Annotated in this window: 28 protein-coding genes; 13 read left to right on the top strand and 15 right to left on the bottom strand. The window is 44.0% G+C overall.

The features are described 5' to 3' along the window. Positions 1 to 15: 15 nt before the first annotated feature. Positions 16 to 1740, bottom strand: a complete 1725-nt coding sequence (locus tag Q7S83_01630) for a glycosyltransferase family 39 protein (GenBank protein ID MDO8466820.1) — start codon at positions 1738 to 1740, stop codon at positions 16 to 18. 40 nt (positions 1741 to 1780) lie between these two features. On the opposite strand from Q7S83_01630, the gene Q7S83_01625 reads away from it, so the two are divergent. Further along, positions 1781 to 3334, top strand: coding sequence for a DUF2079 domain-containing protein (locus tag Q7S83_01625; protein MDO8466819.1), 1554 nt, complete (start codon positions 1781 to 1783; stop codon positions 3332 to 3334). On the opposite strand, the gene Q7S83_01620 is transcribed toward Q7S83_01625, so the two are convergent. Continuing rightward, positions 3317 to 4039 (bottom strand): polyprenol monophosphomannose synthase, encoded by a 723-nt coding sequence (locus Q7S83_01620; protein ID MDO8466818.1) that lies wholly within the window; start codon positions 4037 to 4039, stop codon positions 3317 to 3319. The two genes, Q7S83_01625 and Q7S83_01620, sit on opposite strands and share 18 nt — an antisense overlap. Positions 4040 to 4121: 82 nt before the next feature. Between Q7S83_01620 and Q7S83_01615 the strand changes: the two genes are divergently transcribed. Then, positions 4122 to 5756, top strand: coding sequence for a putative Ig domain-containing protein (locus Q7S83_01615; GenBank protein ID MDO8466817.1), 1635 nt, complete (start codon positions 4122 to 4124; stop codon positions 5754 to 5756). A gap of 73 nt (positions 5757 to 5829) precedes the next feature. Here Q7S83_01615 and Q7S83_01610 read toward each other — a convergent pair whose 3' ends face one another. Next, on the bottom strand, positions 5830 to 6231 hold the full coding sequence (locus Q7S83_01610; GenBank protein ID MDO8466816.1) for a hypothetical protein: 402 nt from the start codon (positions 6229 to 6231) through the stop codon (positions 5830 to 5832). A 125-nt stretch (positions 6232 to 6356) separates the two neighbouring features. Here Q7S83_01610 and Q7S83_01605 point away from each other — a divergent pair, with 125 nt between their 5' ends. Beyond that, positions 6357 to 6794 carry a hypothetical protein gene (locus Q7S83_01605; GenBank protein MDO8466815.1) on the top strand — a complete coding sequence of 146 codons (438 nt, stop codon included), beginning with the start codon at positions 6357 to 6359 and terminating at the stop codon, positions 6792 to 6794. A gap of 37 nt (positions 6795 to 6831) precedes the next feature. Here the strand turns inward: Q7S83_01605 and Q7S83_01600 are convergent, their stop codons facing one another. Further along, positions 6832 to 7278, bottom strand: a complete 447-nt coding sequence (locus tag Q7S83_01600; GenBank protein ID MDO8466814.1) for a hypothetical protein — start codon at positions 7276 to 7278, stop codon at positions 6832 to 6834. Between the two features lie 249 nt (positions 7279 to 7527). On the opposite strand from Q7S83_01600, the gene Q7S83_01595 reads away from it, so the two are divergent. From Q7S83_01595 to Q7S83_01585, 3 genes are all read left to right on the top strand, one after another. Next, positions 7528 to 7650 (top strand): hypothetical protein, encoded by a 123-nt coding sequence (locus Q7S83_01595; protein ID MDO8466813.1) that lies wholly within the window; start codon positions 7528 to 7530, stop codon positions 7648 to 7650. Between the two features lie 58 nt (positions 7651 to 7708). Continuing rightward, positions 7709 to 8086: a hypothetical protein gene (locus tag Q7S83_01590; protein MDO8466812.1), complete on the top strand. Its 378-nt coding sequence runs from the start codon at positions 7709 to 7711 to the stop codon at positions 8084 to 8086. Positions 8087 to 8168: 82 nt separating this feature from the next. Next, positions 8169 to 8648 (top strand): hypothetical protein, encoded by a 480-nt coding sequence (locus Q7S83_01585; GenBank protein MDO8466811.1) that lies wholly within the window; start codon positions 8169 to 8171, stop codon positions 8646 to 8648. Between the two features lie 17 nt (positions 8649 to 8665). Here the strand turns inward: Q7S83_01585 and Q7S83_01580 are convergent, their stop codons facing one another. Both Q7S83_01580 and Q7S83_01575 read right to left on the bottom strand, forming a co-directional pair. Beyond that, positions 8666 to 9292: a hypothetical protein gene (locus tag Q7S83_01580; GenBank protein ID MDO8466810.1), complete on the bottom strand. Its 627-nt coding sequence runs from the start codon at positions 9290 to 9292 to the stop codon at positions 8666 to 8668. A gap of 122 nt (positions 9293 to 9414) precedes the next feature. Beyond that, on the bottom strand, positions 9415 to 9612 hold the full coding sequence (locus Q7S83_01575) for a cold shock domain-containing protein (protein MDO8466809.1): 198 nt from the start codon (positions 9610 to 9612) through the stop codon (positions 9415 to 9417). Between the two features lie 117 nt (positions 9613 to 9729). Here Q7S83_01575 and Q7S83_01570 point away from each other — a divergent pair, with 117 nt between their 5' ends. Then, positions 9730 to 10992: an aminoacetone oxidase family FAD-binding enzyme gene (locus Q7S83_01570; GenBank protein ID MDO8466808.1), complete on the top strand. Its 1263-nt coding sequence runs from the start codon at positions 9730 to 9732 to the stop codon at positions 10990 to 10992. Between the two features lie 2 nt (positions 10993 to 10994). Here Q7S83_01570 and greA read toward each other — a convergent pair whose 3' ends face one another. From greA to Q7S83_01530, 8 genes are all read right to left on the bottom strand, one after another. Next, the gene (greA, locus tag Q7S83_01565; protein MDO8466807.1) at positions 10995 to 11522 is read right to left on the bottom strand and encodes a transcription elongation factor GreA; all 528 of its coding nucleotides are present in this window, start codon (positions 11520 to 11522) and stop codon (positions 10995 to 10997) included. Positions 11523 to 11631: 109 nt separating this feature from the next. Continuing rightward, positions 11632 to 12393 carry a hypothetical protein gene (locus Q7S83_01560; GenBank protein ID MDO8466806.1) on the bottom strand — a complete coding sequence of 254 codons (762 nt, stop codon included), beginning with the start codon at positions 12391 to 12393 and terminating at the stop codon, positions 11632 to 11634. A gap of 51 nt (positions 12394 to 12444) precedes the next feature. Then, complete coding sequence (gene msrB / locus Q7S83_01555; protein ID MDO8466805.1) at positions 12445 to 13131, bottom strand: peptide-methionine (R)-S-oxide reductase MsrB; 687 nt, start codon at positions 13129 to 13131, stop codon at positions 12445 to 12447. A gap of 49 nt (positions 13132 to 13180) precedes the next feature. After that, a complete protein-coding gene (locus tag Q7S83_01550; protein MDO8466804.1) occupies positions 13181 to 13795 on the bottom strand; it encodes a DUF1653 domain-containing protein in 615 nt (204 codons plus the stop codon). Between the two features lie 57 nt (positions 13796 to 13852). Continuing rightward, the gene (locus tag Q7S83_01545; GenBank protein ID MDO8466803.1) at positions 13853 to 14014 is read right to left on the bottom strand and encodes a hypothetical protein; all 162 of its coding nucleotides are present in this window, start codon (positions 14012 to 14014) and stop codon (positions 13853 to 13855) included. Continuing rightward, the gene (locus Q7S83_01540; protein MDO8466802.1) at positions 14011 to 14445 is read right to left on the bottom strand and encodes a RidA family protein; all 435 of its coding nucleotides are present in this window, start codon (positions 14443 to 14445) and stop codon (positions 14011 to 14013) included. The genes Q7S83_01545 and Q7S83_01540 overlap by 4 nt, the downstream gene beginning before the upstream one ends. Before the next feature lie 85 nt (positions 14446 to 14530). Further along, positions 14531 to 15403, bottom strand: coding sequence for a D-alanyl-D-alanine carboxypeptidase family protein (locus tag Q7S83_01535; GenBank protein ID MDO8466801.1), 873 nt, complete (start codon positions 15401 to 15403; stop codon positions 14531 to 14533). 102 nt (positions 15404 to 15505) lie between these two features. Further along, positions 15506 to 15907 carry a hypothetical protein gene (locus Q7S83_01530; GenBank protein MDO8466800.1) on the bottom strand — a complete coding sequence of 134 codons (402 nt, stop codon included), beginning with the start codon at positions 15905 to 15907 and terminating at the stop codon, positions 15506 to 15508. 145 nt (positions 15908 to 16052) lie between these two features. Between Q7S83_01530 and Q7S83_01525 the strand changes: the two genes are divergently transcribed. The 6 genes from Q7S83_01525 to Q7S83_01500 all read left to right on the top strand — a co-directional run bounded on the left by Q7S83_01525 (position 16053) and on the right by Q7S83_01500 (position 23840). Beyond that, entirely contained in the window at positions 16053 to 16301 is a 249-nt protein-coding gene (locus Q7S83_01525; GenBank protein ID MDO8466799.1) for a GIY-YIG nuclease family protein, read from the top strand. A gap of 444 nt (positions 16302 to 16745) precedes the next feature. Next, a complete protein-coding gene (locus Q7S83_01520) occupies positions 16746 to 17957 on the top strand; it encodes an HNH endonuclease signature motif containing protein (GenBank protein ID MDO8466798.1) in 1212 nt (403 codons plus the stop codon). A gap of 293 nt (positions 17958 to 18250) precedes the next feature. Further along, complete coding sequence (locus tag Q7S83_01515; GenBank protein MDO8466797.1) at positions 18251 to 20353, top strand: site-specific DNA-methyltransferase; 2103 nt, start codon at positions 18251 to 18253, stop codon at positions 20351 to 20353. 1 nt (position 20354) lies between these two features. Continuing rightward, positions 20355 to 23042, top strand: coding sequence for a DEAD/DEAH box helicase family protein (locus Q7S83_01510; protein ID MDO8466796.1), 2688 nt, complete (start codon positions 20355 to 20357; stop codon positions 23040 to 23042). A gap of 4 nt (positions 23043 to 23046) precedes the next feature. Further along, the gene (locus Q7S83_01505) at positions 23047 to 23376 is read left to right on the top strand and encodes a hypothetical protein (GenBank protein ID MDO8466795.1); all 330 of its coding nucleotides are present in this window, start codon (positions 23047 to 23049) and stop codon (positions 23374 to 23376) included. Between the two features lie 14 nt (positions 23377 to 23390). Beyond that, positions 23391 to 23840 (top strand): hypothetical protein, encoded by a 450-nt coding sequence (locus Q7S83_01500; GenBank protein MDO8466794.1) that lies wholly within the window; start codon positions 23391 to 23393, stop codon positions 23838 to 23840. Between the two features lie 12 nt (positions 23841 to 23852). On the opposite strand, the gene Q7S83_01495 is transcribed toward Q7S83_01500, so the two are convergent. Then, positions 23853 to 24394: zinc ribbon domain-containing protein (locus Q7S83_01495; GenBank protein ID MDO8466793.1), on the bottom strand; the 542-nt coding region annotated here is incomplete at its 5' end.

Genomic DNA, 24394 nt, shown 5'->3' with positions numbered 1-24394 from the left:
ACAACTGCAAACTTCTTAAAATTTATAAACTTTGAAAGCCACCTCTCCTTTCGGGTTTTTGATTTCTATCGGCGATAATCCTTTTTTCAGTAAAGATTGCTCAAGCGCTGGACCGTCCGTGGTTAGTCTCGCCCCTTCTCTGACCAGTACTTTGTCGGTAGGGGCAATGAAATAAGTCGTGCGGGGAGGTAATTCGAATTTTTGCAGCTCCGCGAACCCCTCGGCTTTGATGACGGGCCAGCCGTGGTAGATCTGTAGTCGGTCTAGACTCCAGAATCTTGCCGAATCCCGTAAATTGTCGTCATAAATAAAAAGAGCGGAATAGGGTTGATCGCCCAGCCGTTTCCGTTGCGTAATATCGCGGTCGATTATTTTATCCAGGAATTGATATTTTTGATTCAAAACAAAAGCCGGAAATTTTCCACCGAGCTCTTTTTCTAAATAATCGTCGAGTTGGTTATATCCCCAGCGGTAGTTTTCGTAACGCAATCGCGACCAGGCAAAATGTTTCGGTCCGACCGGATAATTCAGGATGTCGGTGTTTGTCGTGTAGGTGAGTTCCCAAGCCAAAAATATTACTAGGATAGTGATTACCGGCTTCGCGGATAAGCGCGCCTGGGATAAAAGATTCCCGGCTGCCAGCGCAAGAAATGGAGTTAGCATCGCCAGAAATCTTGATGCCGGTCCAATAGCCACAACGATCAACAGGAATAAAAAGCCATTTATTATAAGAAGAAAAGTTGCTGGCTGATCTTTTTTTAGAGCGCGATAAGTGAGCCAGCAAAGCCCTGCTACGCTAATTAACAGGAATGGCCAAGAGTTGAATTTTGCTAGATTTGGAACGATGGCTGTCATTTTGTTAAACAGCGTTCCAGCGTTTTCTTTGCCGGGAGCGGATTGCCAGACTTCCACATTTTGCCCAAGAAGATAAGAAAGCTGGAAATCGAAGTGGCTGGTAGCATTATAGAGCCCCAAGTTATAAATGATTACCGGGCTAAACACGGCAATCGCGAGCAGTATTCCGAGCCAGAGATTTTTTTCTTTCAGCCAACCCCTTCGAAATAGCAGGATGTAAGTAAAAAAGATCGGCGCGAGGATGATGGCGTTGTATTTCGCGAGCATCGCCAGCCCCGCGAAGATGCCGGTTGTCAGGAGATGTTTCTTATTATCTTTGGCAAGCGTGAAAAAATAGACCGTCGCCAGCATCAGCAGAATCAGGATTGGTTCTTGCAGGCCGAGCCGTGAATTGTGGACTGAATTGACGGTTACCGCAGCGATTGCCGCCGAAAATAATCCCGCTCGCCTAGACTCGGCGAGGCTGGCCTTTTCGGACGTTAGGCGTTTCCCGAGCAGATAAAGTAGATATACCGTTAAAATTCCGGCGAGCGCGGAAGGCAGACGAAAGGCGAATTTATTCTCGCCGAAGATCTGCATTGAAAAATGTTGCGCCAGAAAAACCAGGGGCGGATGGTCGTGGAAAGAAAGTTTTGTCCACAAGGGAATGCCACCCTCCAACGAAAGATCTGCCGGGTGGGGAATTATATGGTTCTGCCGATTGATCGGGTCGAACCATTCAAGGGGCGTGGATTGTTTTGGCGCGTTGTCATAGTCCAGCATGCCGATTGCCCGGACGCCGTAAAAAATTTCATCGCTGCCAATCAGATCTCCGGAGCCCAGTCCGGCTAGCCGCAATATCGCCGCGGCAAGCAGAATTCCGAATAAGAGTTTTTTCGTAGTCACAAAATTAAGTTTAGCTCTAAATTGGGGTAGAATAAAAGAAATGAGAATTACCGCGAAGCAGTCTATCTGGCTTTTAATCCTCGGTTATTTTGTTGTTTTCGGCGTGATGACTGCCTTGCGCCATTATAATTTCCAGACTCAAGCTTGGGATTTAGCCGCATTCGTACAAACTTTTTGGAATACGGCGCAGGGGCGGATAATGGAAAATAATTTAGAGCAGGTCCATAACCATCTCGGTTTGCATATGAGCCCTTGGTTGCTGGTGCTGGCGCCGGGCTACGCGCTTTTCCAGACCCCTTATTATCTATTATTCATTCAGACGTTGGCTTTGGCGCTTGGAGCGTGGCCGCTGTATCTGCTGGCCCAAAAAGTCCTCGGTCGTAAGTGGTTGTCTTTTGTCATTGTTTTCTCGTACCTCCTGTACCCCTCACTTCATTGGGCGAACTTCTATGATTTTCACGAAATCACTTTCTTCGTTCCGTTATTTCTGGCGGCGTTTTATTTTGTTGAAAGCAAAAGATGGGGTTGGGCGGGATTATTTTTTGCCTTGGCGGCCAGCGTCAAAGAAGACGCGATTCTGGCGGTATTTTTTGCCGGGATCTATTTTCTATTCCTTGAGACAAACCCTAAATCCGAAGCTCTAAACTCTAAACAAGATCAAAATTCTAACCTTCAAAATTTTAAACTTTTGAATTTATTTAGAATTTCGAATTTAGGATTTAGAGTTTTGAGAAATAAAAAAAAGGCTTTTGGGATAATAATAGCAGTACTCGCATTATTTTATTTCCTGCTGGCGGTCAAAGTTTTTATGCCCGCGCTGGGCGGGGGAGTGTTGCGCTTTGATCGTTACGCCAATTTTGGCGCCACTCCGGCCGCGGCGATTGCGACCGCCGTTACTCATCCCGCGTTGGTAGCGCAAACCATTTTTACTCCGGAAAAACTGTTCTATCTGCTCATTTTGCTTTTCCCGGTGGCTTTTTTGCCTATTTTTTCCCCGAAAACCTGGATATTATTCCTACCCGGCCTGCCGGAAAATTTACTTACCAACTACAATTTCCAATTTAGCGGCCTCTATCACTATGATTCCATTTTAATTCCTGCGGTTTTGATCGGCTCTGTTTATGGGTTGAAGAATTTGATTGATAGGTGGCCATCCGCCTCCGCCAGAGAGGGCGGATGGCGGAGGGAAAGATTATTTTTCTGGGTCATTCTTATTGTGGCGGCGCTGGGATTCCTGACCCGTTCTCCGCTTTCTCCGAAAAACTTCCCAATTTCTTATTTTCAGGATACTCCGCAAAAATTGGCCTATCGAAGTATGGTTACTTTAGTGCCTGATGGCATAAGCGTAGCCGCCAATACCAATATGGTGCCTCATCTGGCGCATCGAGAATACGTTTACGCTTTGGGTAGCGAGCCGAAATTTATGGATATGGTGCTCATTGATCTTGGTGATAGCTTCGGCTTTAAAGACGAGGGGGCGTTCCAGACTTACATTGATAACTACATTCAGTCGGGATTCTTTGATGCCAATCTATTTGAAAATCGTTACTTGGTAATCACCAGCAAGAAATTGAAGTTAGTTCCTAAACCTTAAAGTCAGTACTTTCCAGAAGCTTTCTAAAATAATCCTAAGATTAAATTTTGATTTTCCGGTTTTGCGTTCGGCGAAAGTGATTGGGACTTCGCAGATCTTAAATCCCTTTTTGTGGGCTGCGTAAGTTGTTTCAATTTGAAAATTATAGCCGGTGGAACTTAAGGAGTCGAGTTGAATCGTTTTTAAAACTTCGCGACGGAAACATTTAAATCCTCCGGTCAGGTCGCGGTAGGGAAGTCCGAGAATAGTTCGGGCGTAGAAATTTCCAAAGCGGCTAATCATTCTACGGATCAGATTCCAATTTTCAATTTTCCCACCCGGAACGTATCGTGAACCTAGCACCAGGTCGCAGGGAACTTGTCCTGAGCCAGCCGAAGAGTTTATTTTTTCTAGCATTGCCGGTATGACAGCCGGGTCGTGTGAAAGATCGGCGTCCATTTGGATCACTATTTCCGTTTCCGGCGGTAAAGATTGGAAACCTTGCGCGTAGGCTTTTCCCAGCCCGGATTTTTTTTCACGATGAATCACGGAAATTGGATACTTCTGACGTAGCTCGTCCGCAATTTTGCCCGTACCGTCAGGGGAGTTATCATCTATTACCATTAAGTGGAGATCGGGAATTTTCAGCGCAAAAATCTTCTCCGCCAGAATCGGGAGATTTCCCTGCTCATTATAGGTTGGCGTTACCACGTAAATGCGAGCCATAGTATCAAGTATTAAGTATTCAGTATTGGGTATCAAGGGAAATATTGACAAAAAGAGAATTATACACTAGAATAACCCGGATATGAAAAAGCTTCTTTTGTCTCTATTTGCCCTCGCTTTAGTCTCGGGAAGTATGCTTTTTACGCCTAATAAAGCCGAGGCTTTTCATCATGTAGTTATTTTTTGCTGGATTAGCGGTAATTGTGATGATGACGATGATGATTCTGAGCCCTCTCCTGCTCCCACTCCCGCCCCAGCACCCGCTCCGGCTCCTGCCCCAACTCCGGCCCCCGCCCCAGCACCCGATCCGGCTCCTGCGCCAGCTCCAGCTCCGGTTAATAACCCTCCGGCCTGGTCTTCTTCTAATACAACCTACTATTCCCTGAAAGTCGGAGATAATGTGCAGTTTTCAATTTCCGCCACCGATCCGGATGGCCAGCCTTTGACCTATTCCGGTTCCTCTTTGCCGTCCGGCTCCACCTTTAATCCTTCCAGCCGCACCTTCTATTGGGTACCGGCTTCTTACCAGCTCGGATTTTATTCCCCTCAATTTACCGTTTACGACGGCACTCATTATGCATATCTGACCGTTACTATTAACGTTGAGAAGCAAATCTCTATCTCTTCCACTAACGAAAAGCCGGTCTGGCAGTCTATCGGTGATAAAACCGTGCGAGTCGGCCAGGTTTTGCAATTCTCGGTTTCAGCCAACGATCCGGAAGACGAACCAATCAGCTACAGCATTTTTAATTTACCGACCAACGCCAGCTTCCAAAATTCCAGCCGATTATTTTCTTGGACTCCTAAGGTGAGTGATATCGGATCTCACCTAGTAACTTTCCGCGCTTCTGACGGCGTGAAATACGCCGATCACGATGTATACATTAATGTTCAGGAAGCGGCTACTGTTTCGCCGGTGAACAATGCTCCGGTTTTTGTGAATTTTAATCCCCCGATCAAAGCCCGGGTTGGGCAGCTCTACAGCTATGATCTGAATGCTATTGATGCCGAAGGTGATAATCTGACCTTCGCTTTTGTAACCGAACCCTCCAACGCCACCATGAGTTCTTTGACCGGTGTAGTGCAGTGGGTGCCGACGGCAGCTCAAGAGGGCTTCAATAAATTCAAAGTTACCGTTACAGATGGAAAGGCGACTACCCCGATTGAATTCGTGGTTTTTGTAGAAAACGTTTTCACTTCTCCGCCAGCTGGCGGACCATCGCCATCTCCGGCTCCAGTTCCGCCAGCTGGCGGACCAGCCGAAGCGCGCATCATCATCTCTAATATGAAGATTGAGAGCGCCGGAGAAGGGGAGATTATTGTTTCTTGGGATACCAATATTCCGACTCGCGATCGCGTAGTTTACGGCACTGATTCTCAAATCAACAAAACCAGTAATTTTACCTACCCGAACGCCACCGATGAATCAAATAGTTTATCTACCCGCCATGAAGTGAAACTTAATGACTTGGAGTACGACGTAGTCTATTATTTCCGCGCGGTGGCTAAAACTAACAGCCAGAGCGTTACTTCCAACGAAATCACCTTCGTGCAATTGCCGGATAATTCAATTCGGAGCTTCGGTGTGGCCTCAATTTTCGACATCATCGGCCCGCTGGTAAAAGACCCGATGTTTTTGTGGTTGGTCATTTTAGCCATCGCCGGCTTCAGCTATTGGCAGTACCGCAAATTGGGCAAGGCAGTAGCCCAGATTTAAGCCTAAATAGGCCTGCGGTCAAGCCTCGGTTCACAATGAACCGAGGCTTTCTGTTTATAGTGAGCGAATCAAACTATTTGCTAAGCCACATACCCCTCAAAGTTTTAGTGCTCAAATATAAAGCCAAGAAAAAGGCTAGGGCTAAGAATTGGTTGACCAGAAAAAGGGCGCTCTCTCCTCCATATCGGGAGGCGGCATCCACTGCGTAATATTCAAAAGTCGCCAAACCAAGTATTGAAGCGCCCATATTTAGAGCGGCAGTCCATGATTTGCGGGGATTGGTCAGGCCGGCGGCAATGGAAACCACTAAAATCGTGAAGATAGATACAAAAGCGTTTACCGGCAGCAGGTTATTAAAAAAAGGAAGCGTGAGCAACATCACTACGCCCGAACCTACAAATATTTTTCGGACGTCATCTCCGTAGTAATGATACAATTCCGGCGAACTCCTTTTTAACGGTTCTAAATCTTCCATATCTGATGATAATAACATAATTGTAATGAGTAGTGGACTGGTTCGTCTCATATTGCAAAGGTCGCCTAAATAAGTAGCGAGTAGTAAGTAGACAGTAGTAAGTAGCAAGAAGAAAATCTAATTTTATGAATAAATTAATTAAAGGTTTTGTAGTTGCCAACGTGATTCTTTCTTTAAGCGGAGCCGCCGCTTTAGCGAAAGGAAATAATGAGCCGGTTAAGTTGAAGAAAGTAGAGGATTTGGCTTGTATGCAAAGCGCGGTAGTAAAAAGAGATGATGCAATCATTGCAGCTGCCAAAGTCCATTCCGACAGCTTGATTAAAGCTTTAGAGACTCGCCGAGATGCTTTGAAAGCCGCTTGGGGTGTTACTAATCCGGAAGAGCGTCAGAAGGCCTTGAAGTCCGCGTGGGACATCTTCCGTTCTTCTAAAAAGCGAATAGTGGAATCGTGGCGTGAGGTCAGGAAGTCCGCTTGGAGGCAGTTTCAGGTAGACCGCAAAGCTTGCAGAGTGCATGGCGCTTCAGATGATCATGTCGGCGAAGGCATCGACGCGAACTTGTAAGTTTGAAAAAGCCACCCATAACGGGTGGCTTTTGGTTTCAAAAAGTAGGCTCCTTCCAGCCAGTATAAGTCTTTCTGGCTTTTTCGATAATTTCCATGCATTCCTGCGGATTTTCCGTCAGGGAAATTCCGACAATGGGAGATGTGGTCACAACCCTTCTGTTGAATGGTCCGGTTAGTCTTGTGAGCTCTAAATGCATTCCAACGCCCACCCAGCCCAACATTTGCATTGACCCGCCCCAGGTAGAGCCGCCGATGTAGACCACTGTTGGTTCGGGAAAGCCCCTGCCTCCTTGTGCCGCCCATTCACTATTCTTAGGATTAAAAGAGCAGATTTTGTACTCACTGTTGAAAGTACGGACTTTTGCCAGCCAGTTTATCAGCAGACTTTTAAGAAAAAATCCTCCGTTCTTCTTGGTGTACTCAACCATTTCATCGATATTAGGGATTGGTACAAGTCTTGGCAGGTCGTCGTTGTCGTTCACATTCCGGCTCCCTTTGAGGCCAGCATTATGTTCTGCCTATAAAATATCAAATTATTGGATATTTTGCAATCACGCTTAGCGTGATTTGGCCCAGCTAAGCTGGGCAATACAAAAAATTTATGCTATCTTCTATGCAGAACATCGAATTTGCAAAGGAGCAGCCTCCTCTTTTCCTGTAATCCCTCGCCGCGTTGGGAGGAGAAATTTCAGGATATAAGGAGTGAGGAAGCAGCCAAGCTAAGCTTGGCCATGACGAACGACGCCATAGTCCTGAAATTTAAACCCCAACCCATCCGGGATGCGGATATTTTAGCTCATAGCTTCGTTGCTCGGATGAAGAATAGATTTCTATATCTTCATCCTCGCGCCTAGCTCTGAAGCTAAAATTTCCAGCATCGCGGCTGAGGTTTACAAGAAAAGAGGAGGCCAGATGGTTGAAAAGTTCAAGAATATTTTTTTCATTCGACGGAAGAAAGATGACGGGAATTATCTTGATCCTTCTTCTGAGGATTTGAAATATTCAGCACTAGTTTGCATTTCCGTTTTTCCCAACCCGGAACTCACTTGGCCCGGCCAGCAGGATATGTATTACTCGCAGTTGAATAAGATGAGCTCTTTGGATGCGCTGGGTATTTTTAACTTCGAGATTAGGGAAATGACCAAGGGGCATGATGGATTCCTTGAAATTGCCGCCGAATTTCCCAATTTGCGGCTGGCACAGCAAGCATTTAGTGATGCGACCAGAGTTGCGCGAGTAATTGATATTTATCTCTACGAAAACGGTCAGCTAATCGACAAGTTGGATTGATTACAAAGCTCCGCCGCGCGCGGAGCCTTTTTATTTTAATTTGTTCTACTTATAATGAAATTAGATTTTTGAGGGGTAGAAAATGGCCATTTACAACGCCGACGAAAGTAAGGGCAATCTCTTTCGTTTCGATCTTTTAAAGCCGGTTATCGATAGGGAATTGCGGGACCGCTTGCCGGAGCTACTGCTTGGCGGAGAGCTTGAATTCATTGAGGCCACCAGTCGGGTTTTGAATGATGTGAACCCCAAAGCTTTAAAGCTTTTCGAGACCGTTAAAAAGGAAGACGACGCTTTCGCCCTGAAGATAATCTGTACGATTTTTACCGTGGCTGATTGTAATTCTGTCTTTCCTGCGGATTTCCAATTTGCATTGGTGATGCTCTTCCTTGGTGACACCGAGGGCAATCATTCTTATGCCGTGGTTAAGAGGTCGCTTGTTGCCAGAATAGACATAGATGACGGTCTTTTACGGGTCCCGATTTGCAGGGCTGCATCGCGGAAAGATTTCGAGGAAGGCCGCTACACAATCGCTTGGTTCACCCAAAATCCAAACCCCTCCTAGTACTTTACGAGGGGTTTTTATTTGGAGGGGAAGCTAAAAAGAAATTTCGAGACGCCATCAATGACCGCGTAGAACTTGTAGTAGAATTTTGGCTTTCCGGAAGAAGTTTTTTCTAAAGTTATATTTAAATTTTTCACGAAGCTATCAATATCAACGGAGTAGGTGGTGCTGGCGATGGTGGTGAAGCCGGTTTGTGCGTCATATTCCTGCTGGAGCATCTTTACCGCTATGCCGGAATTTTTTGAGCCGCTTGTTTCGTAGATGGCAATCTTGTCCAAATATTCTGGTTGGTCGCCGCCGTGCGGATAAAGGCGGATGATATAGCCCTCGGCATCGTTGATGTCGCCGACTTCCCGATAGGTTTGATTGAGTTGAGTTTTCAGCGTGGCGATCGTATTCTCGTATTCATTTATTTTTGCTTGGGAAATGTCCTGAATCACGATTTTTTCTTTCGTGACCGGAACCTCTTTTATTACTTCCTTAATAACTTCTTTTACAGCAACTTCAGCCGTAGAAGTAGCGATTGACTCCACTTGCCTTGTGGTGAGCTCGCCGAACCATTGCGTGGATAAATTAGCGCCGGCGAACCATCCGGCCGCTAGCATGGCAATTCCTACTAAAATTACTTGGATAACATTAGGCATATTGTATCCGCCTATACTGCGATACCTAGCCATTTTTTGCAATCACGCTCAGCGTGATTTTGCCCAGCTAAGCTGGGCAAACAAAAACCGCCCCTTGCGGAGCGGTCTCTGTGACTAGAGTCTTAAGCTTTTGCTACGTTAGTAGCGGCCTGACCCTTTTCAGTATCAATGACGTCAAAAGTCATGACATCACCAACCTGCAATTCGTCATAAGTAACTCCCTTTAACTCCTTAGAGTGAAAAAAGAGGTCCTTAGTCTCACCTTCGCGGGAAATGAATCCAAATCCTTTGTCGGTAAGAGTTTTTATTGTTCCTTTCATTTGTTTCTTGATTTTGTTTATAGAGGATCGACGACGTCTTCTAGCTTCACAGCGCCTTAAATATAGCATACTCGGATACCGTTTGTCAAGGGCTATTTCCTGTGTTACTTTCAGGTAATGAAAAGCAGCCCTATTTGGGATGTAGTTGTTATAGGCGGTGGGCCGGCCGGAATGATGGCGGCAGGGAGGGCGGCAGAGCTCGCCAAGGCGAGTAAACTTGCCCGCTCGGTTTTGTTATTGGAAAAGAATCCTATTCCCGGAAAAAAACTCTTAATTACCGGTGGCGGGCGGTGTAACGTGACCAACAATAAACCGGAGGTGCGCGCGATGGTTTCTAAGTATAAAGGCAACGACCAATTTCTTTTTTCCGCCTTTTCCCAGTTTGGAGTCAAAGAAGCTTTAGATTTTTTCAATAAGCGGGGAATGAATACCAAAGAAGAAAATGAAGGAAGAATTTTTCCGGTCTCCGATAAGGCGCAATCAGTTTGGGATGTGTTGGCTAGATATATGAAAGAGGGTGGGGTGGAAGTAAAAACTTACTCTCCCGTTGCCGGTTTGGCTATCAGCGTAGAGGGCAATATTGTAATTCATTTAAAAGATAAAACTGTCATAAGAGCTAAGTCCTGCATCGTTGCTACCGGTGGCACCTCTCGCCCCGACACCGGTTCTACCGGGGAAGGATTTGCTTGGTTAAAAAAACTTGGTCATAAAATCATTGATAATAATGCCGCATTGGTTCCGATTGCGCTGAAAGATGCTTGGGCGAAAAAACTTGGCGGAGTTTCACTCAAAGATATTAAATTGACCACTTTCCAGAATGGGCAGAAGCAGGACGCGCAGAAAGGTAAGTTACTTTTTACCCATTTCGGCATCAGCGGCCCGACAGTTTTGAATATGAGTAAGGAGGTAGGGGAGTTGCTGAAATATGGAGAGGTGGTTATCGAATTGGATCTCTTTCCGACGTTGGACTCGGGGGCGTTGAAACGGAAACTTCAGGGATTGCTCGTTGCCGACAGCAATAAAAAGCTGAAGAATGTTTTCAATAAATTAATTCCTTCCGCGCTGGTTTCGGCAGTTCTAGAACTCGGGCAAGTTGATGGCGAGACCGCCAATCACAGCGTCAGCAGTGAGGCTCGGGTCAAGTTAGCGGCTTTACTGAAGGCGGTTCCGTTGAATGTAAAAGGCCTACTCGGTGCTGATAAAGCGGTGGTTTCTTCCGGCGGCGTGGCGCTGGAAGAAGTGAATTTCAAAACGATGCAGTCGCGTTTAATTCCGAATCTGTATCTTATCGGGGATGTTTTAAATGTTGACCGACCCTCCGGCGGCTATAGCCTCCAGCTCTGTTGGACGACTGGTTTTGTGGCTGGCAGTAACGTCTAGAGTTACTGAACCTCCTTGATAGTATATTTTTTTTCTCCAGATTCGGTTTTTATAATGACTTCATCACCTTGCTGGTGGCCAATTAAAGCCGATCCGAGTGGTGAACTTTCGGAAATCACTCCCTTGCCGGGATTAGTTTCAAAAGATCCTAGGATCTGGAAAGTCAGTGTTTTTTTGTTTTGTTGTAAGTCGTTAGTTTTGTTGTTGTAAGTTTGTAGCACCACCGTCGAGCCCAGTTGAATCCTTCCGGAATTATTAGCTTTTATAATCACGGCTCGTTTTAGTTGATTCTCAATCATTAAGATTTGCCGATGGGTGCCCCGCAGTTTGCCTTTGGAAATTTGATACTCCGCGTTCTCTGACCGGTCACCCAAATCGGCCGCCGCTTTGGTGGTCACAATTTGCTCCGGCAAGGAAGCCTTCAGGCGCGCGAGTTTTTCTTTCAGTTTCTCTAAAGCCTCCTTCGTAAGAGGAATCGGGCTTTCGTCGCGCACCATCAATTTTTCGTGCCGCCGAAGGGGGATTTGCATAAGTATAAGTTTATCAGAGAATGATAACAAAAAACCGCCATTTCTGACGGTTTTTTTATTTTTCCTTACCTCGCGCTTACTACTTACTACCAGCTACTCACTACTCCCACTATTCCGCCCAGATTACAAAAGTGAAGACTTTCTTATCTTTTCCGAGATCAAGTTCGTGTACAGAAGCTTTTTTGTCGGAAGAAGTCCGTAATACTTTGCCCCAAGCTTTCGGATTGTTGTGATCGATGTCCTGTCCGGCAGAAGCCGTGGAGCTTTGGCTCAAAGTGGTAGAGGTGTCCAAGTGGGCGTATATCGCCTCTAACATGTCATAGTCGTGCTGGTTCGGGTGCTGGTTCGGGGTCGGGTCGCTGGTGTAATCCATGCAGGTTCCAAGCGCCGGATTGTTGAAATCCTCATCCTGGTGATCCAAGCCGAAGGCATGGCCGACTTCTTGGCACATTACCAGATTTTTCCAGGCCGGGGTGTTGTATTTAGCGGTGCTGAAATAAGTGTCATTTACTTTCACCGTGCTCTGGGTAATATGGCTCCCACTGACCCAAACGCTGGCGATGCCGAGCCAGCCATTCTTTCCATATTTACTGTTGCAAACCTCAACCATTCCGGGCATAGCTTTGCAGGTTCTTGGGTTTACTGTTCCGGGAACAACACTAGTATCCAAAACGCTGGACAGGGTCCAGTCATAAGAAGTAGTGCCGAGATACGGATCCCAAGCGCTCGCAAGATTATCGCCGAGCTTTACCGTGAAAGGATTCGCGGTTCTTGCCCAATGATAGCCGCCCCAGGAATGAGTGGCTCCGGCCAGACTGGCTACTGCTCCCAGCGACAGAACTGCGACTGCAATGATGATTTTTTTATTCATAATTTTTATTATTCAATGAATTTAGCACAAAAGCTGATTTTGTAAACAGGCCTACGGGGTTGTGCCGTCTGCGGGCGGTTCGGTTGGCGGAGGTGTCGTTCGTGGCGGAACAATTACGGATGCAGCCGGCGCAGGTGTGGGCGATGCTGGAGGGGGAGTTTTCGTGCCGACTGCCGCAGCTGCTGGCGCTGGAGCTGGTGGAATTACTTTGGTATTTTCGCAAATCAAAAATCCAGCCCTAGCCCCTATCGCTACGCTAACCGCCGCAGTAGCCGCTATCATCGCCATACTTTTTATGGCCGATTTAACTTTGGTGGTTTTGTCGGATTTTTTACTACCTTCTTCCTTTTCTTCTTCTTCGTCCTCTTCATCTTCCTCATCCGGATTTAATTCTAAAGATAATGAATTTAACTGGTAGTATTTTTCTTTTCCATCAATTACATATCCCAAATGACTGGCGCAATTTTTACATCGCAGTTCCATACGGCTTGGCGTGGTTGGATCCGCGATGAGTTCTATCTTTTTGGTATCCAGTGATTTTTTAAAGCTCGGAAATCCCGAACCGGAATCAAACTTATCTTCCGATGAAAATAATTTATTACCGCAAGCCGCGCAGGCGTACATGCCGTCGTCTTCACTATCCCAGTATTTTCCAGAGAACGGCTTCTCCTCGCCCTTCTCGCGCATTACTCGGTATTGTTCAGGGGTTAGCTTTTCTTTGAATTCCTCTTCTTTCATATATAAAAAGAATAACCCTTCGATAAGTTCAGGGCAAGAAAAAACCGCCTTATTCAGGCGGCTTGGCTTTTGTGAATTTTTGTTTCAGAAGCTCGTAGCGGGCCTTGGTGTCCGGATTGGATAAGACGTAGGAGCGAGTACGTGTCTCCGGTTGTAGGCCGATAGGATAATTATCGCCGAATTGAGGTGCCGTTAGGTCTAACTCCATCCCGCCGGGCAATTGGTTCCAATAATGCGAGCGCATATCGGCGAATGGAGTTCCATCAAGTGATGCTCTAAGTAGTTCTCCACCAAATAAGTCCTGCGTCAGCAGGGCGACCACTGCGCAATGACCCCAGAGCGGATTTGCTTCGCTGCCATCGCCCGGATCTGCAGATGTTTCCCGGCCGCAGATTTTTGGAAGGAGCAGCTTTAAGTTGGTCACCATCTTTTCGAATGACTCCATGGAGCGAAACCTCGGGCCTTTGTAGTTCAGCTCGGGGCGGTCCACTTCTTCCAGAAAGTTTTTCAAAGGACGACGGGCGTGTTTGCCTACGTGTGGTCCATAGAGCGAGGAGTATTCCACGCCTTGTTCGCCGCTTTCTACGTCTGTGGATACCCAGAACACCAGGTATTTCCCGCCTTTGAAGTGTCGGTAAATTCCGGGACGCGGTTCCGATTCCATACTTACTCCTGATGAAATGAGCTGTTTCTATTATATCTTATTTATAAAAAAACCGCCCTACTTGGGCGGGAGTTTTCCTTCTTCTTTTAGGCGGTCAAATAGCGCTTCGGCTGCTTCCCTTTTCTTTTCGAGAGATTTGGAGCAATGCTCCGGCCGCTCGCAGGAATCTTCTTCGCCGTCCGCGCATGCACCGCAAGTCCAGTCCCAGGATCGGCTCAATGTTTTCCCCCTTTATCGTGCGCTTGCTTCTCGCGCAGTTTTGCAGCGCTGGGTTCGTGGGGTTTAGCGATGGCAATCACCTCGATTTCCACTTTTGCTCCCAGCGGCAGAGAGGCGACGCCAACCGTAGTTCTGGTCGGCCATTCGGGGCTGTCACGGAATGCTTCCCTGAAGGCTTCATTCATAACCACAAAGTCGTTCATATCCGTAAGGTAGACGGTCGTTTTGAAAATCGCGCTCATCTTGGCCTCGTGATGTTTCAGGAGGGTTTCGATGTTCAGGAAAATCTGTTTTAGTTCAGCCTGAATCCCGCCCTTAACAAGTTTTCCCTCTAAAAGACCCAGTTGACCGGAAAAATAATGTCTTTTCCCGACAGTTACGATTGCCGAGATTGGAAGAGTGCGCACATCAAACGGTTCCGGCTCAGGCATCCAGCCTCCTTGATTGGGGTTGAAGTACTAATGAAACGAACTGGATATATAATAATATATTTTCTTGCCTTTTGCAAGCGCCGTCCTAGTTAAAAATAGTTATGCGATACCCATCTATTTCCCGCTGGTCTAAATCATAAAAACGTTTATTCTGGTCGTGGAGATAAGTTGCCAATGCGACTCCCACGAAGCGCCAGTGCCAGGGCTCGGATTGATAATAGGTATTACCTTTCGGATAAGAAAGCACAAAGCCAAATCTGTGGGCGTTGTTGCTTAGCCACTGGAAAGCGAGGGACTTCTCGAATGCAGGGAAATTGCTTTTCAATTCCGGAGTAGTGAAGTCGACGGCAGTGCCGAGTTGGTGCTCCGAGTAGCCTTGGTCGGCCGAAAATTGATTCGCTCCCGAGCCGTAGGTTACTTTATAACCCGACTTAAGCGCCTCCTGATCATAAAATGACCGATAGCCGGAAATAATTTGTAGTTTGTTGCCGTTTTGGTCCGCTGCCTCCAATAGCTTTTGTAGATTGGGTAAGACTCCGGAGTGAATAAGTTGTGGCCTGCTTTGCTCATACAAAAACTGTGGCGCTATGCTGGAGAGTTGGGCGGGGCTGTAATTTTCACTCAAAAAATATACTTTGGAATATTTCTTGAGTAATTCCGGATCGGTCGCGCTCAATTTCTGTAAACTTCCGACCACCAGCGAAACTTCGTTAATCTTTGCCTCAAAAACATTATTTTTATCCTGCTCGGATTTCAAAATTTGGTTCAGTGTAGAATTATCGTTGTAGCTTTGCTCCAGACTTGTCGTTGCGACGGCCAGTTGTTGTTCCAGCGCCGCTATCTGTTCTTGCAGTTGTTCGTTGCCCTTGTTTAGTCGCCAATAGCCATATCCGCCCGTGCCGGAAGCGACGACTGCCGTCGCGGCGAGTATTATAAATTTAATTGAGGATGCCTTCACGATTTAAGTATAACCAAAAACACCCCCTCCCGGGCCGTTTTTGATCTTATGTATCCCGTATCCGCTCCACCACTATACTGAATACTTTATACTAAATACTATTTATACCGAGGTCGGGTTTAGCCGTTGGTAAATTTCTCCGGCCGATTCTCGGGATACTTCCCGTTTCTTCCAAAAGGAATTGCTATCAGACACATCCTTATTGCGGATTTTCTTCAGTTCCAAAAGCGTGGTGTACCGAGTATGCCCTAAGTCCTCATTGGTGGTATTATCGGCGTCTTCCAAGCCCTGATAAATCATTTTCAGGTAGCTGTACTTGTTTGGAATGTTTAAAGCCAGATTAGCTTTCGCATTAGACGACACGTGACCTGCTAATACTTTATTGGCTTCTATATACTCAACGAAATCGTGAATCGCCACAAAGAAATCAAAACCAGCCGGAGTTTTTAATACCTTTTGATACTTTTTCTCTAAACCCACTTTTACCTTTGGGAGTATCTTCATTCCCAGATTCTACCATGAATCTTTGAAAAAAGCTAGTTAAAAAGCGCTTCTGGACAAATTTCAAAAATTCGGTAAAATAATAAACAGTTCATAAATTCCGGAGTAGCTCTCCGCCAGCTGGCGGAGGTAGAGCAGCCAACACAAAATGTTTACGATATACGCCATTTATAACAAACAGAATAAGAAATTTTATATAGGCCAGACTGACGACTTGGAACAGCGAATAAAATTTCACAACGAAAAAATGTTTAAAGGCTATACGTCTCGTTTTGACGGTTCTTGGGAGCTCATCTACTCTGAAACAGTGAGTACTCGGCCGGAAGCTTTATTGAGAGAAAAACAATTAAAAAGTTTTCGTGGTCGTGAATTCATAAAAAAACAAATTCCCTGGTAGCTCAGTGGTAGAGCAATCCGCTGTCGATTAGGCAGCTTTCCGCCGAAAGGCGGATTGAAAAATGAGGTGAAATCGGGGAAGTCCGCTCCGCCAGCCGGCGGAGGATAATCCCGAGCCAAGCTCCGACGCAAAGTCGGAGAAGGTGTAGAGACTATCCCGCAAGGGAGTAGTTCCGACTAAAAGTCGAGAACGAAGCGCCTCGCGTCCCGAAAGCCTGCCTGCCGTAGGCAGGGACGATGATATAGTCCACCCCTACTAGCAATAGAAGGATAAGTGTAACGGAAAGGTCGTAGGTTCGAATCCTACCCAGGGAGCAGTTAGTTTTGGTGCAAGTGACCTGCCTGCCGGCAGGCAGGCCTAGGCGCGTCCAAAAACCCCAATCATGGGGGTTTTTGGTGTTTACTCCGGTTTTATAAAAACTAAATAGAGTGATAAAATAAATCAATGATTTCTAATTATTTTATTGAAAAGAATATAAATGAATACGTAACTAAGTACGCTGAATACATACTTCGTGACCCCGAATTTTATAAAAAAGACGAGGGCTATAAATATCAAGCAGTAGCTACTTTCCGGAAATATTTTGATCTAGATGCTAAAAATTTTATTGATATGCTTGAGCTTGCCTTGGCAGATACGCGCAATCTTATTGGGTCCGGCAGTTACTTCCCAAAGCGGATGCTTATTGATTACGCAAGGCAAAATCCTAAATTTGTGCGTGGTGAGTTGCGAAAATTACTTGGCGGTGGAAAAAACGTGTATGAGCGCATAGATAATTTTATCAATAATATTAATACGTATTTTCCGCAAGATAAGAAACAATCGTATTTTGACTACCGCTTTGTCAGTTTTTTTCTAGCTGCCCATGATCCTGAGAAGCATATTCACGTTAAGTCAAAAGAATACAAAGTTTTTGCAGGCATGGTTAGTTACGAAATGATTATCTCCGGATCACAGGGACAACGGTACAAGTCTCTGTTTGAGTTCGCTGAGATAATTCGTAACGTTATTAAAATAAATCCAGAGTTCAAAAAAGTGCATAAACAAGTAACGGAGCCGTTTGCATACAAAGACCCGTCCTTTAGTTGGGGCACTGATGATTTTATATTTAACGTAGCGCGACGGCTTAGTTCCGCCTTCAATGAAGAGGCCAAAAAAGCGGTTAAGCGAAATACTGAAATTCAAGAGAATAAAATAGAGGAGCTTGAAGATATGCTAGCCGCGGATGATGTTGTAGAAAGCGAGAGGGGTAAAAGCCGAGAGGAATTAATTAAATTAGTTAAAGATTTTAAGCCGATTGGTAAGGCTTATACAGAGAGGGAGGGAAGTTATCGAGTTCGTTGTGATAGTGCCGCACAAAAGGAGCGAATAAAAATTCTAGAAAATTATGCATGCCAGATTTGTGGATTTTCATTTGAATATAGTTCCGAAGATGGGACAAAACGAAAATTTTCTCACGCGGACCACATTATAGACAAGAGTAGCGGCGGGACCGAGGAGGCGGATAATATTTGGATTTTGTGTCCCAATTGTCACGCAAAGAAAACATTGGGAGTTATTGTAGTGAATTTAAAACGAGGCATAGTGTTAGAAAATAATAAGGAAATAAAATTACACCACAATAACCACCTTTCGTGGCATCACGAACAAAAATAAATTATGAAAAGAAAGGCGAGGGAAAATCAGCCAAAAGTAATATGGAAACAAGCGAAGGGGTTATCTGAAGAAGGAGCCAAGCGAAAACTGGATACAGCTTTCGATGTACTTTTTAGTGAAGTAATGAAAGCACATAAAAAGATACAGCATATCGCAAGGTAGCAAGTAGTTTCGGTACGAGTGATCTAGTGCGTCCAAAAACAGCTTAGATTACGATCTAGGCTGTTTTTGTTTGGAGAGTTGAAACTTTCAAGAAGTTATAAAAAAATGTAAGCTTAAGCAAAGCTACGAGAATGAACTTATCAGACAACGAGAAAAGAGACGTAATTAAATATTTGGAAGCTGGGAAGCCCCTTCCGGAGAAGTATCGTTTTTTGTTATTCGACGACGATCGTGAAGTTGAGCTTCTTTGGAATGGCAAGACCAACGAGGTGACTAATGTCGTGTTGCCTTTTCAGGTTATAGAACAGATAGACGAGCCGAGAAGTGATTCTAAGTTTGGCAATCAGAATACTCTATTTGATACATCAGGCAGACAAATAACTGGCTGGACGAATAAGCTAATTTGGGGAGACAACAAACTCATTCTGTCATCGCTAAAAAATGGCCCGTTGCGTAAAGAAATAGAAGCGCAGGGCGGCTTGAAGTTGATCTATATTGACCCCCCTTTTGATGTAGGAGCAGATTTTTCTATGGAGATAAAAATTGGTGACGGCGAGGACGAAGAAAGTTTTACTAAAAAGCCGTCAGTAATAGAAGAGATTGCCTTTCGTGATACTTGGGGTAAAGGGGCAGACAGTTTTATTTCTATGATCTATGAGCGATTAAAGCTCATGTGCGACTTACTCGCAGAAGATGGAAGTATTTACGTGCATTGTGATTGGAAGGTCTCTGCATATATGAGACTCTTGTTGGATGGTATTTTTGGAAAAGAAAATTTTAAAAACAATATTGTTTGGTATTATCCCAATAAGATTCCGGATAAACGGAAGCCTTTGTTCACTAACACTACGGATGATATTTTTTATTATGCTAAAAATGACGGGAAGCAAATATTTAATATCCAGTACGAATCTATCGCGCCCCATAAAAGAGCAAAAGAAGTTAAAATAGCAGGAGTTAAACAAAGTCTTCGTGACGAGAACGGTAACGTTGTTTATGAAACCTTTGATAAAACGATGGTAAATAATGTCTGGAATATCGCATCATTAGCTGGTTCGTCTGGCGAAAGGTTAGAATATCCAACTCAAAAGCCAGAAAAATTATTGGCTCGTATTATCTCGACGGCAACCAATGAAGGCGATCTTGTCGCTGACTTTTTTTGTGGCTCAGGAACAACACTTGCTGTCGCTGAAAAACTCGGCAGAAAATGGATTGGTTCTGATTTGGGAAAATTCAGTATACATACGGCGCGTAAACGGTTAATTGACGTTCAGCGAGAAATGAAAAAAGCGAGTAAGGATTTTCGAGCCTTTGAAATATTAAACGTTGGCAGATATGAAAGAGAAAATTTCTTAGCGATAAATAACGATTTACGATCAGAGGAGAAATCAAAGCAAGCCGAAAGGAAAGAAAAAGAATTTGTGAAATTAATAATTTCTGCATACAAAGCCGAGCCGGTAGATTCTTTTAAAAACTTTGTTGGTAAAAAACGAGACCGGTTGATTGCGGTTGGGCCAATTAATGCCCCAGTTTCAGAAAAGTTCGTAGAGGAAATAATGGAAGAATGTAAGGATAAAAAGATTACTAAGGTAGATGTGTTGGGATTTGATTGGGAAATGGGATTTGACCGGCATGAATTTAAAAATAGTGGCGTAGACATTGCTTTTAGAATTATTCCGCGAGAGGTGTTTGATAAGCAGGCCGTAGAGAAGGGACAAGTTAAGTTCTATGACGTGGCATTTATCGAGGCGAATCCCGTAATCAAAGGCCGGGGGAATAACAAGGAGCTTTCAATAGAACTCACCGACTTTTCCGTTTTCTATAATCAGGACGATTTGGACGAAGTGGCCGAGGGTCTTCGTCCTGGAGGATCAAAAATTGTGGTAGAAAATGGACAAGTAGTGAAAATATCAAAAGACAAAACGAGTGAGCTTGTTTCTAAGGAAATTTTGACTAAAAAATGGAGTGATTGGATTGACTACTGGGCGGTAGATTTAGATTTTGCAGATAGGAAAGAGATTATTAAGGTTATAGAAGATGGCAAAGAGAAAGAGGTTTGGACTGGAGATTATGTTTTTGATAACGAATGGCAAAGCTTTCGTACGAAAAAGAAAAGGAATCTTGATCTGGTCACTTCACCCAAAGAGGTGACTAAAGGAATCTATAAGGTCGCCGTGAAAGTGGTAGATATCTTCGGTAATGATACAACGAGAGTAATTGAGGTAAAGGTATAAAATGGCACTCCATAAAGATTTTCCCAGAGATCCCTATGTAATTCTCGACCCGGGTATTCGGTGGTTTCCGGCTGATGAAGATTTACGCGAAAAAGGATATGACAAGCTTTTGCCGCCTCTTGTAGCTGAACTGCGCAAGAAGGTGAAGGAATGGCGAGATCTACAGTACGAAGGCGCGAGCGATACTTCAAAGGCACTTTTAGGTTGGTGGTTTAAGGAAGAGCATATTTTGTATGACGCTAAAGGTTTAGCTTTTAATTTTCGTTATTACTTTGCGCAAAGAGAGGCCCTAGAAACAGTTATCTGGCTGTATGAGGTTGCTCAGGTAAAAGATAAGTATGATTTGATTCGGTATAACTCCACAGGCGTACTTAGTCCGCAAATGTTTACTGAAGAATGGCTACGCTTTGTGATTAAAATGGCCACTGGCGCAGGCAAGACCAAGGTAATGAGCCTTATTATTGCTTGGGCATACTTCCATAAAAAATACGAAGAAGGCTCTAAATTAGCAAAAAACTTCTTGTTGATAACCCCGAACGTCATCGTATTTGAGAGAATAAAAAATGACTTTGCGGGTCTAAAAATCTTCTTCACCGATCCCATTTTACCGGACAATGGATATCGGGGTCAGAATTGGCAGGATGATTTTCAGATTACGATTCACCTGCAAGACGATTTGAAGAATATTTCTGATACCGGGAATATCTTCCTAACAAATATTCACCGAGTATTTGAGGGTGATGTAAAAGAACCGAGCATAGAAGACGAAGACACCTCCTCCTATTTTCTTGGTGATAAGCCGGTCACCAAAACAAGTGACTCTACTGTTGATTTAGGAACTATTGTTCGCGACATCGACGAGCTTATCGTGCTTAATGACGAAGCTCATCACTTACACGATCATCAGTCCGCTTGGTCTAAATCCATTCAGGATATAGACAACAGGTTAAAGCAGAAAGGTTCTGGGTTGGCATTGCAGCTGGATGTTACTGCTACTCCGAAAAAAAATGACGGTTCGATTTTTGTACAAACTATTTCTGACTATCCGCTCGTTGAGGCTATCCATCAGCGTGTAGTAAAAAATCCTGTTGTTCCGGATGCGGCCAGTAGGGCTAAGCTTAAAGAAAATCAAAGTTCGTTATTTAGCGAAAAATACAGAGACTACATCAATCTTGGTATTGAGGAGTGGCGTAAAACATATGAGAGTTTGGCCCCAACTGGTAAAAAGTCGATTCTTTTTATCATGACCGACGATACGAAGAATTGTGACGAAGTAGCCGAATATATTGAAACAAACTTCAAGGATTTAAAAGGCGCAGTTCTAACGATCCACACCAACAAAAGTGGTGAAATTTCTGAAAATGTTTCTGGTAAGAATAAAGAGGAATTAGAGTTATTGAGAAAGCAGGCAAACGACATAGATAGCTCCGAGAGTCCTTTTAAGGTAATTATTTCGGTGATGATGCTTAAAGAAGGATGGGATGTTAAGAATGTAACGACAATTGTTGGATTACGTCCTTACGCCGCAGACTCGAAGATTTTGCCGGAGCAGACGTTGGGACGCGGCCTTCGAAGAATGTTTTTTGGCAGAGATGACATTGAAGAGTATGTGAGTGTTGTTGGTACGCCAGCTTTCATGGATTTCGTTGAGTCGATCAAGGGGGAGGGAGTTATTCTTGAGCAAAAAACTATGGGGGTTGGCGCTAAGCCGATTGCGCCAATGGTTATTGAGGTCGATAAAGAAAATCCCAAGAAAGATATTGAAAAGCTAGATATTGAGATCCCTGTAATGTCCCCGAGAATACAAAGGGAGTACAAAAACCTTGCGGAGTTAGACGTTGCTAGTTTTGGTAATAAAAAGGTTAAGGTAAAAACTTTTTCTGAGGAGCAAAAGAGAGAGATTGTATTTAAAGATGTAGTTGATGAGAAAACCCACCATACGACCATACTAACTGGAGACATTGAACCAGATTATCAAAGCGTTATAGGATTTTTTGCTCAAGCGGTAATGAGAGATCTGCGGTTGTTTGGTTGTTATGCTATTTTGTTCGGGAAGGTCAAGGAATTTGTTCAGAATTATTTGTTTGATAGTCAGATAAATTTATCGGATCTAAATATTTTACGAAATTTATCAGAAGTAGAATATATACGACTGATTAAGGATTCATTCAAAAAAGCCATCAATGAGCTTACGGTTCAGGATACTGGAGATACCGAAATTAAGAATTATATTAAGATTAGCGAGGCCCGGCCGTTTGTGGTCAATGATAAATCCTTCCTTATTCCTAAAAAGTCAGTTTTTAACAAAATTATTGGGGATAGTAATTTTGAGTTAGAGTTCGCAAATTTTATTGAAAATTGCGACGATGTGATTTCTTTTTCGAAGAATTTTCAGAATAAAGAGGCTAATGCTCTTAGAATAGAATACAAAAACTCTGAGGGTTTTATAGCGAACTATTATCCAGATTTTTTTGTAAAGAAGGATGATAAGACAGTCTTCATAATTGAAACAAAGGGGAGAGAAGAAGAGGACGATAAGCTGAAGTTTGATCGATTACAGAAGTGGTGTGAGGATGTTAATAACAGACAAAGTAGAATGGCCTATAAAGCTCTGTACATAAAACAAGAGGATTGGGAAAAAGATCGGCTTAAGAATTTTGATGAAGTCGTGAGGGTATTTAGTGTATGACAATATGGATAAGAAATTTATCACATCACAAGCTAAATCATTACACGAGGCCTTAGCAAAGAGGAGCATTGCTTCGACTTTAGAATATTCTGATGGGCATAAATGCGTAGATATTGGCATTCCAGAGGCGAAGCTTTATATAGAAGTTAACGGATTGCAGCACTTTACTGATCCGAAACAGATCATCGCCGACTTCAAACGAGCCCACTACTCTAATCGTGACAACTTCGTGACGTTTTATGTCACGAATCAACTCATTGAGAAGTTTCTGGACGATATTGCGGACGCAGTTGCGGAAGTAGTCAAAGAGCGGATTAAAGACATTCAAAAATAATTTATCCAAAAGAGATGAAAGAATCAGGAACAATTAAGTTTGAAGGCCAAGACTATTTCGACGACAGAATTTTTGTTTTGTATTTATGCAAAGGCACAGTCGAAATCGAGCCTGGACCGGAAGGTTCCGTGTGGACGAGGATTTATCACGAGAAAGCGCCCAATGATTACATTTGGTGCGTTGTAACATATAGAAATTGCAATCGCTACCCACTTTATCGAGTCGATAGTTTTTATAAAAAAGAAGATGCCGAGCAATACATTAAAAAGATTGAGCCGGAAACGCCCCTAATCAGTTTTGGTGGTAAGCCATCTAAGTCACCACTTTCGTATGAAGAGTATTCAGAATGGAAGGTGAAAAATGGGTTTAAAGATTATGATTGGCAATCTTTGTATTTTTCTGATGGTACTAACGCAAGCGAATCTGTGGGGCAGACAAAGGCCCAATTTAAAGGTGTAAGTTAATTTTTTATGCTATTAATTACCCCCGCTTATTTTCAAGGAAATCAGCCGGTCTTTTAGTTCGATCTTACTTCTTAGACACAACAGTAACTCCCTCTTTTCATCTTTTGATCCCTCGATGAGTATGTATTTGGCGTAATTCCTTGTATCTATATCAATCGGCCGCCTTTCAAAGTTGATGTCCTGCCCTAAGATTCCATAGCTAAATTTTCGATAACGCGCCACCTCCCGCTTGATTTGGTCTTGAGCTTCCAATTCGTCTAAATCAACTTTATCTATTAGATATAGGAGTTGTTTTAATAATTCTTCTTCGCGGATTGCTGGCTGTTTGCAATCGCGATCTTTACCTTTAGCGCAATGATAGTAAACATATCGATGTTTATTTCCATTTTTTTGATGTTTAAATCTTTCTTCTGCCGAAATGCTCGATCCGCAGGCGCCGCAATATATGAGGCGAGTGAAATCAAATTCATGTGTGCCGGGATGTCGCCTTGGCGTTATTCCTAGTTTTTCTTGAACTTTTGTAAATAGATCTTTAGAAATGATTGGTTCGTGCT

It is taken from the genome of bacterium (assembly GCA_030646995.1).
Classification (GTDB): domain Bacteria; phylum Patescibacteriota; class Minisyncoccia; order UBA6257; family WO2-44-18; genus JAUSKF01.
The sequence above is the reverse complement of the archived record's forward strand: the minus strand, read 5'-3'. Positions and strand labels throughout refer to the sequence as shown.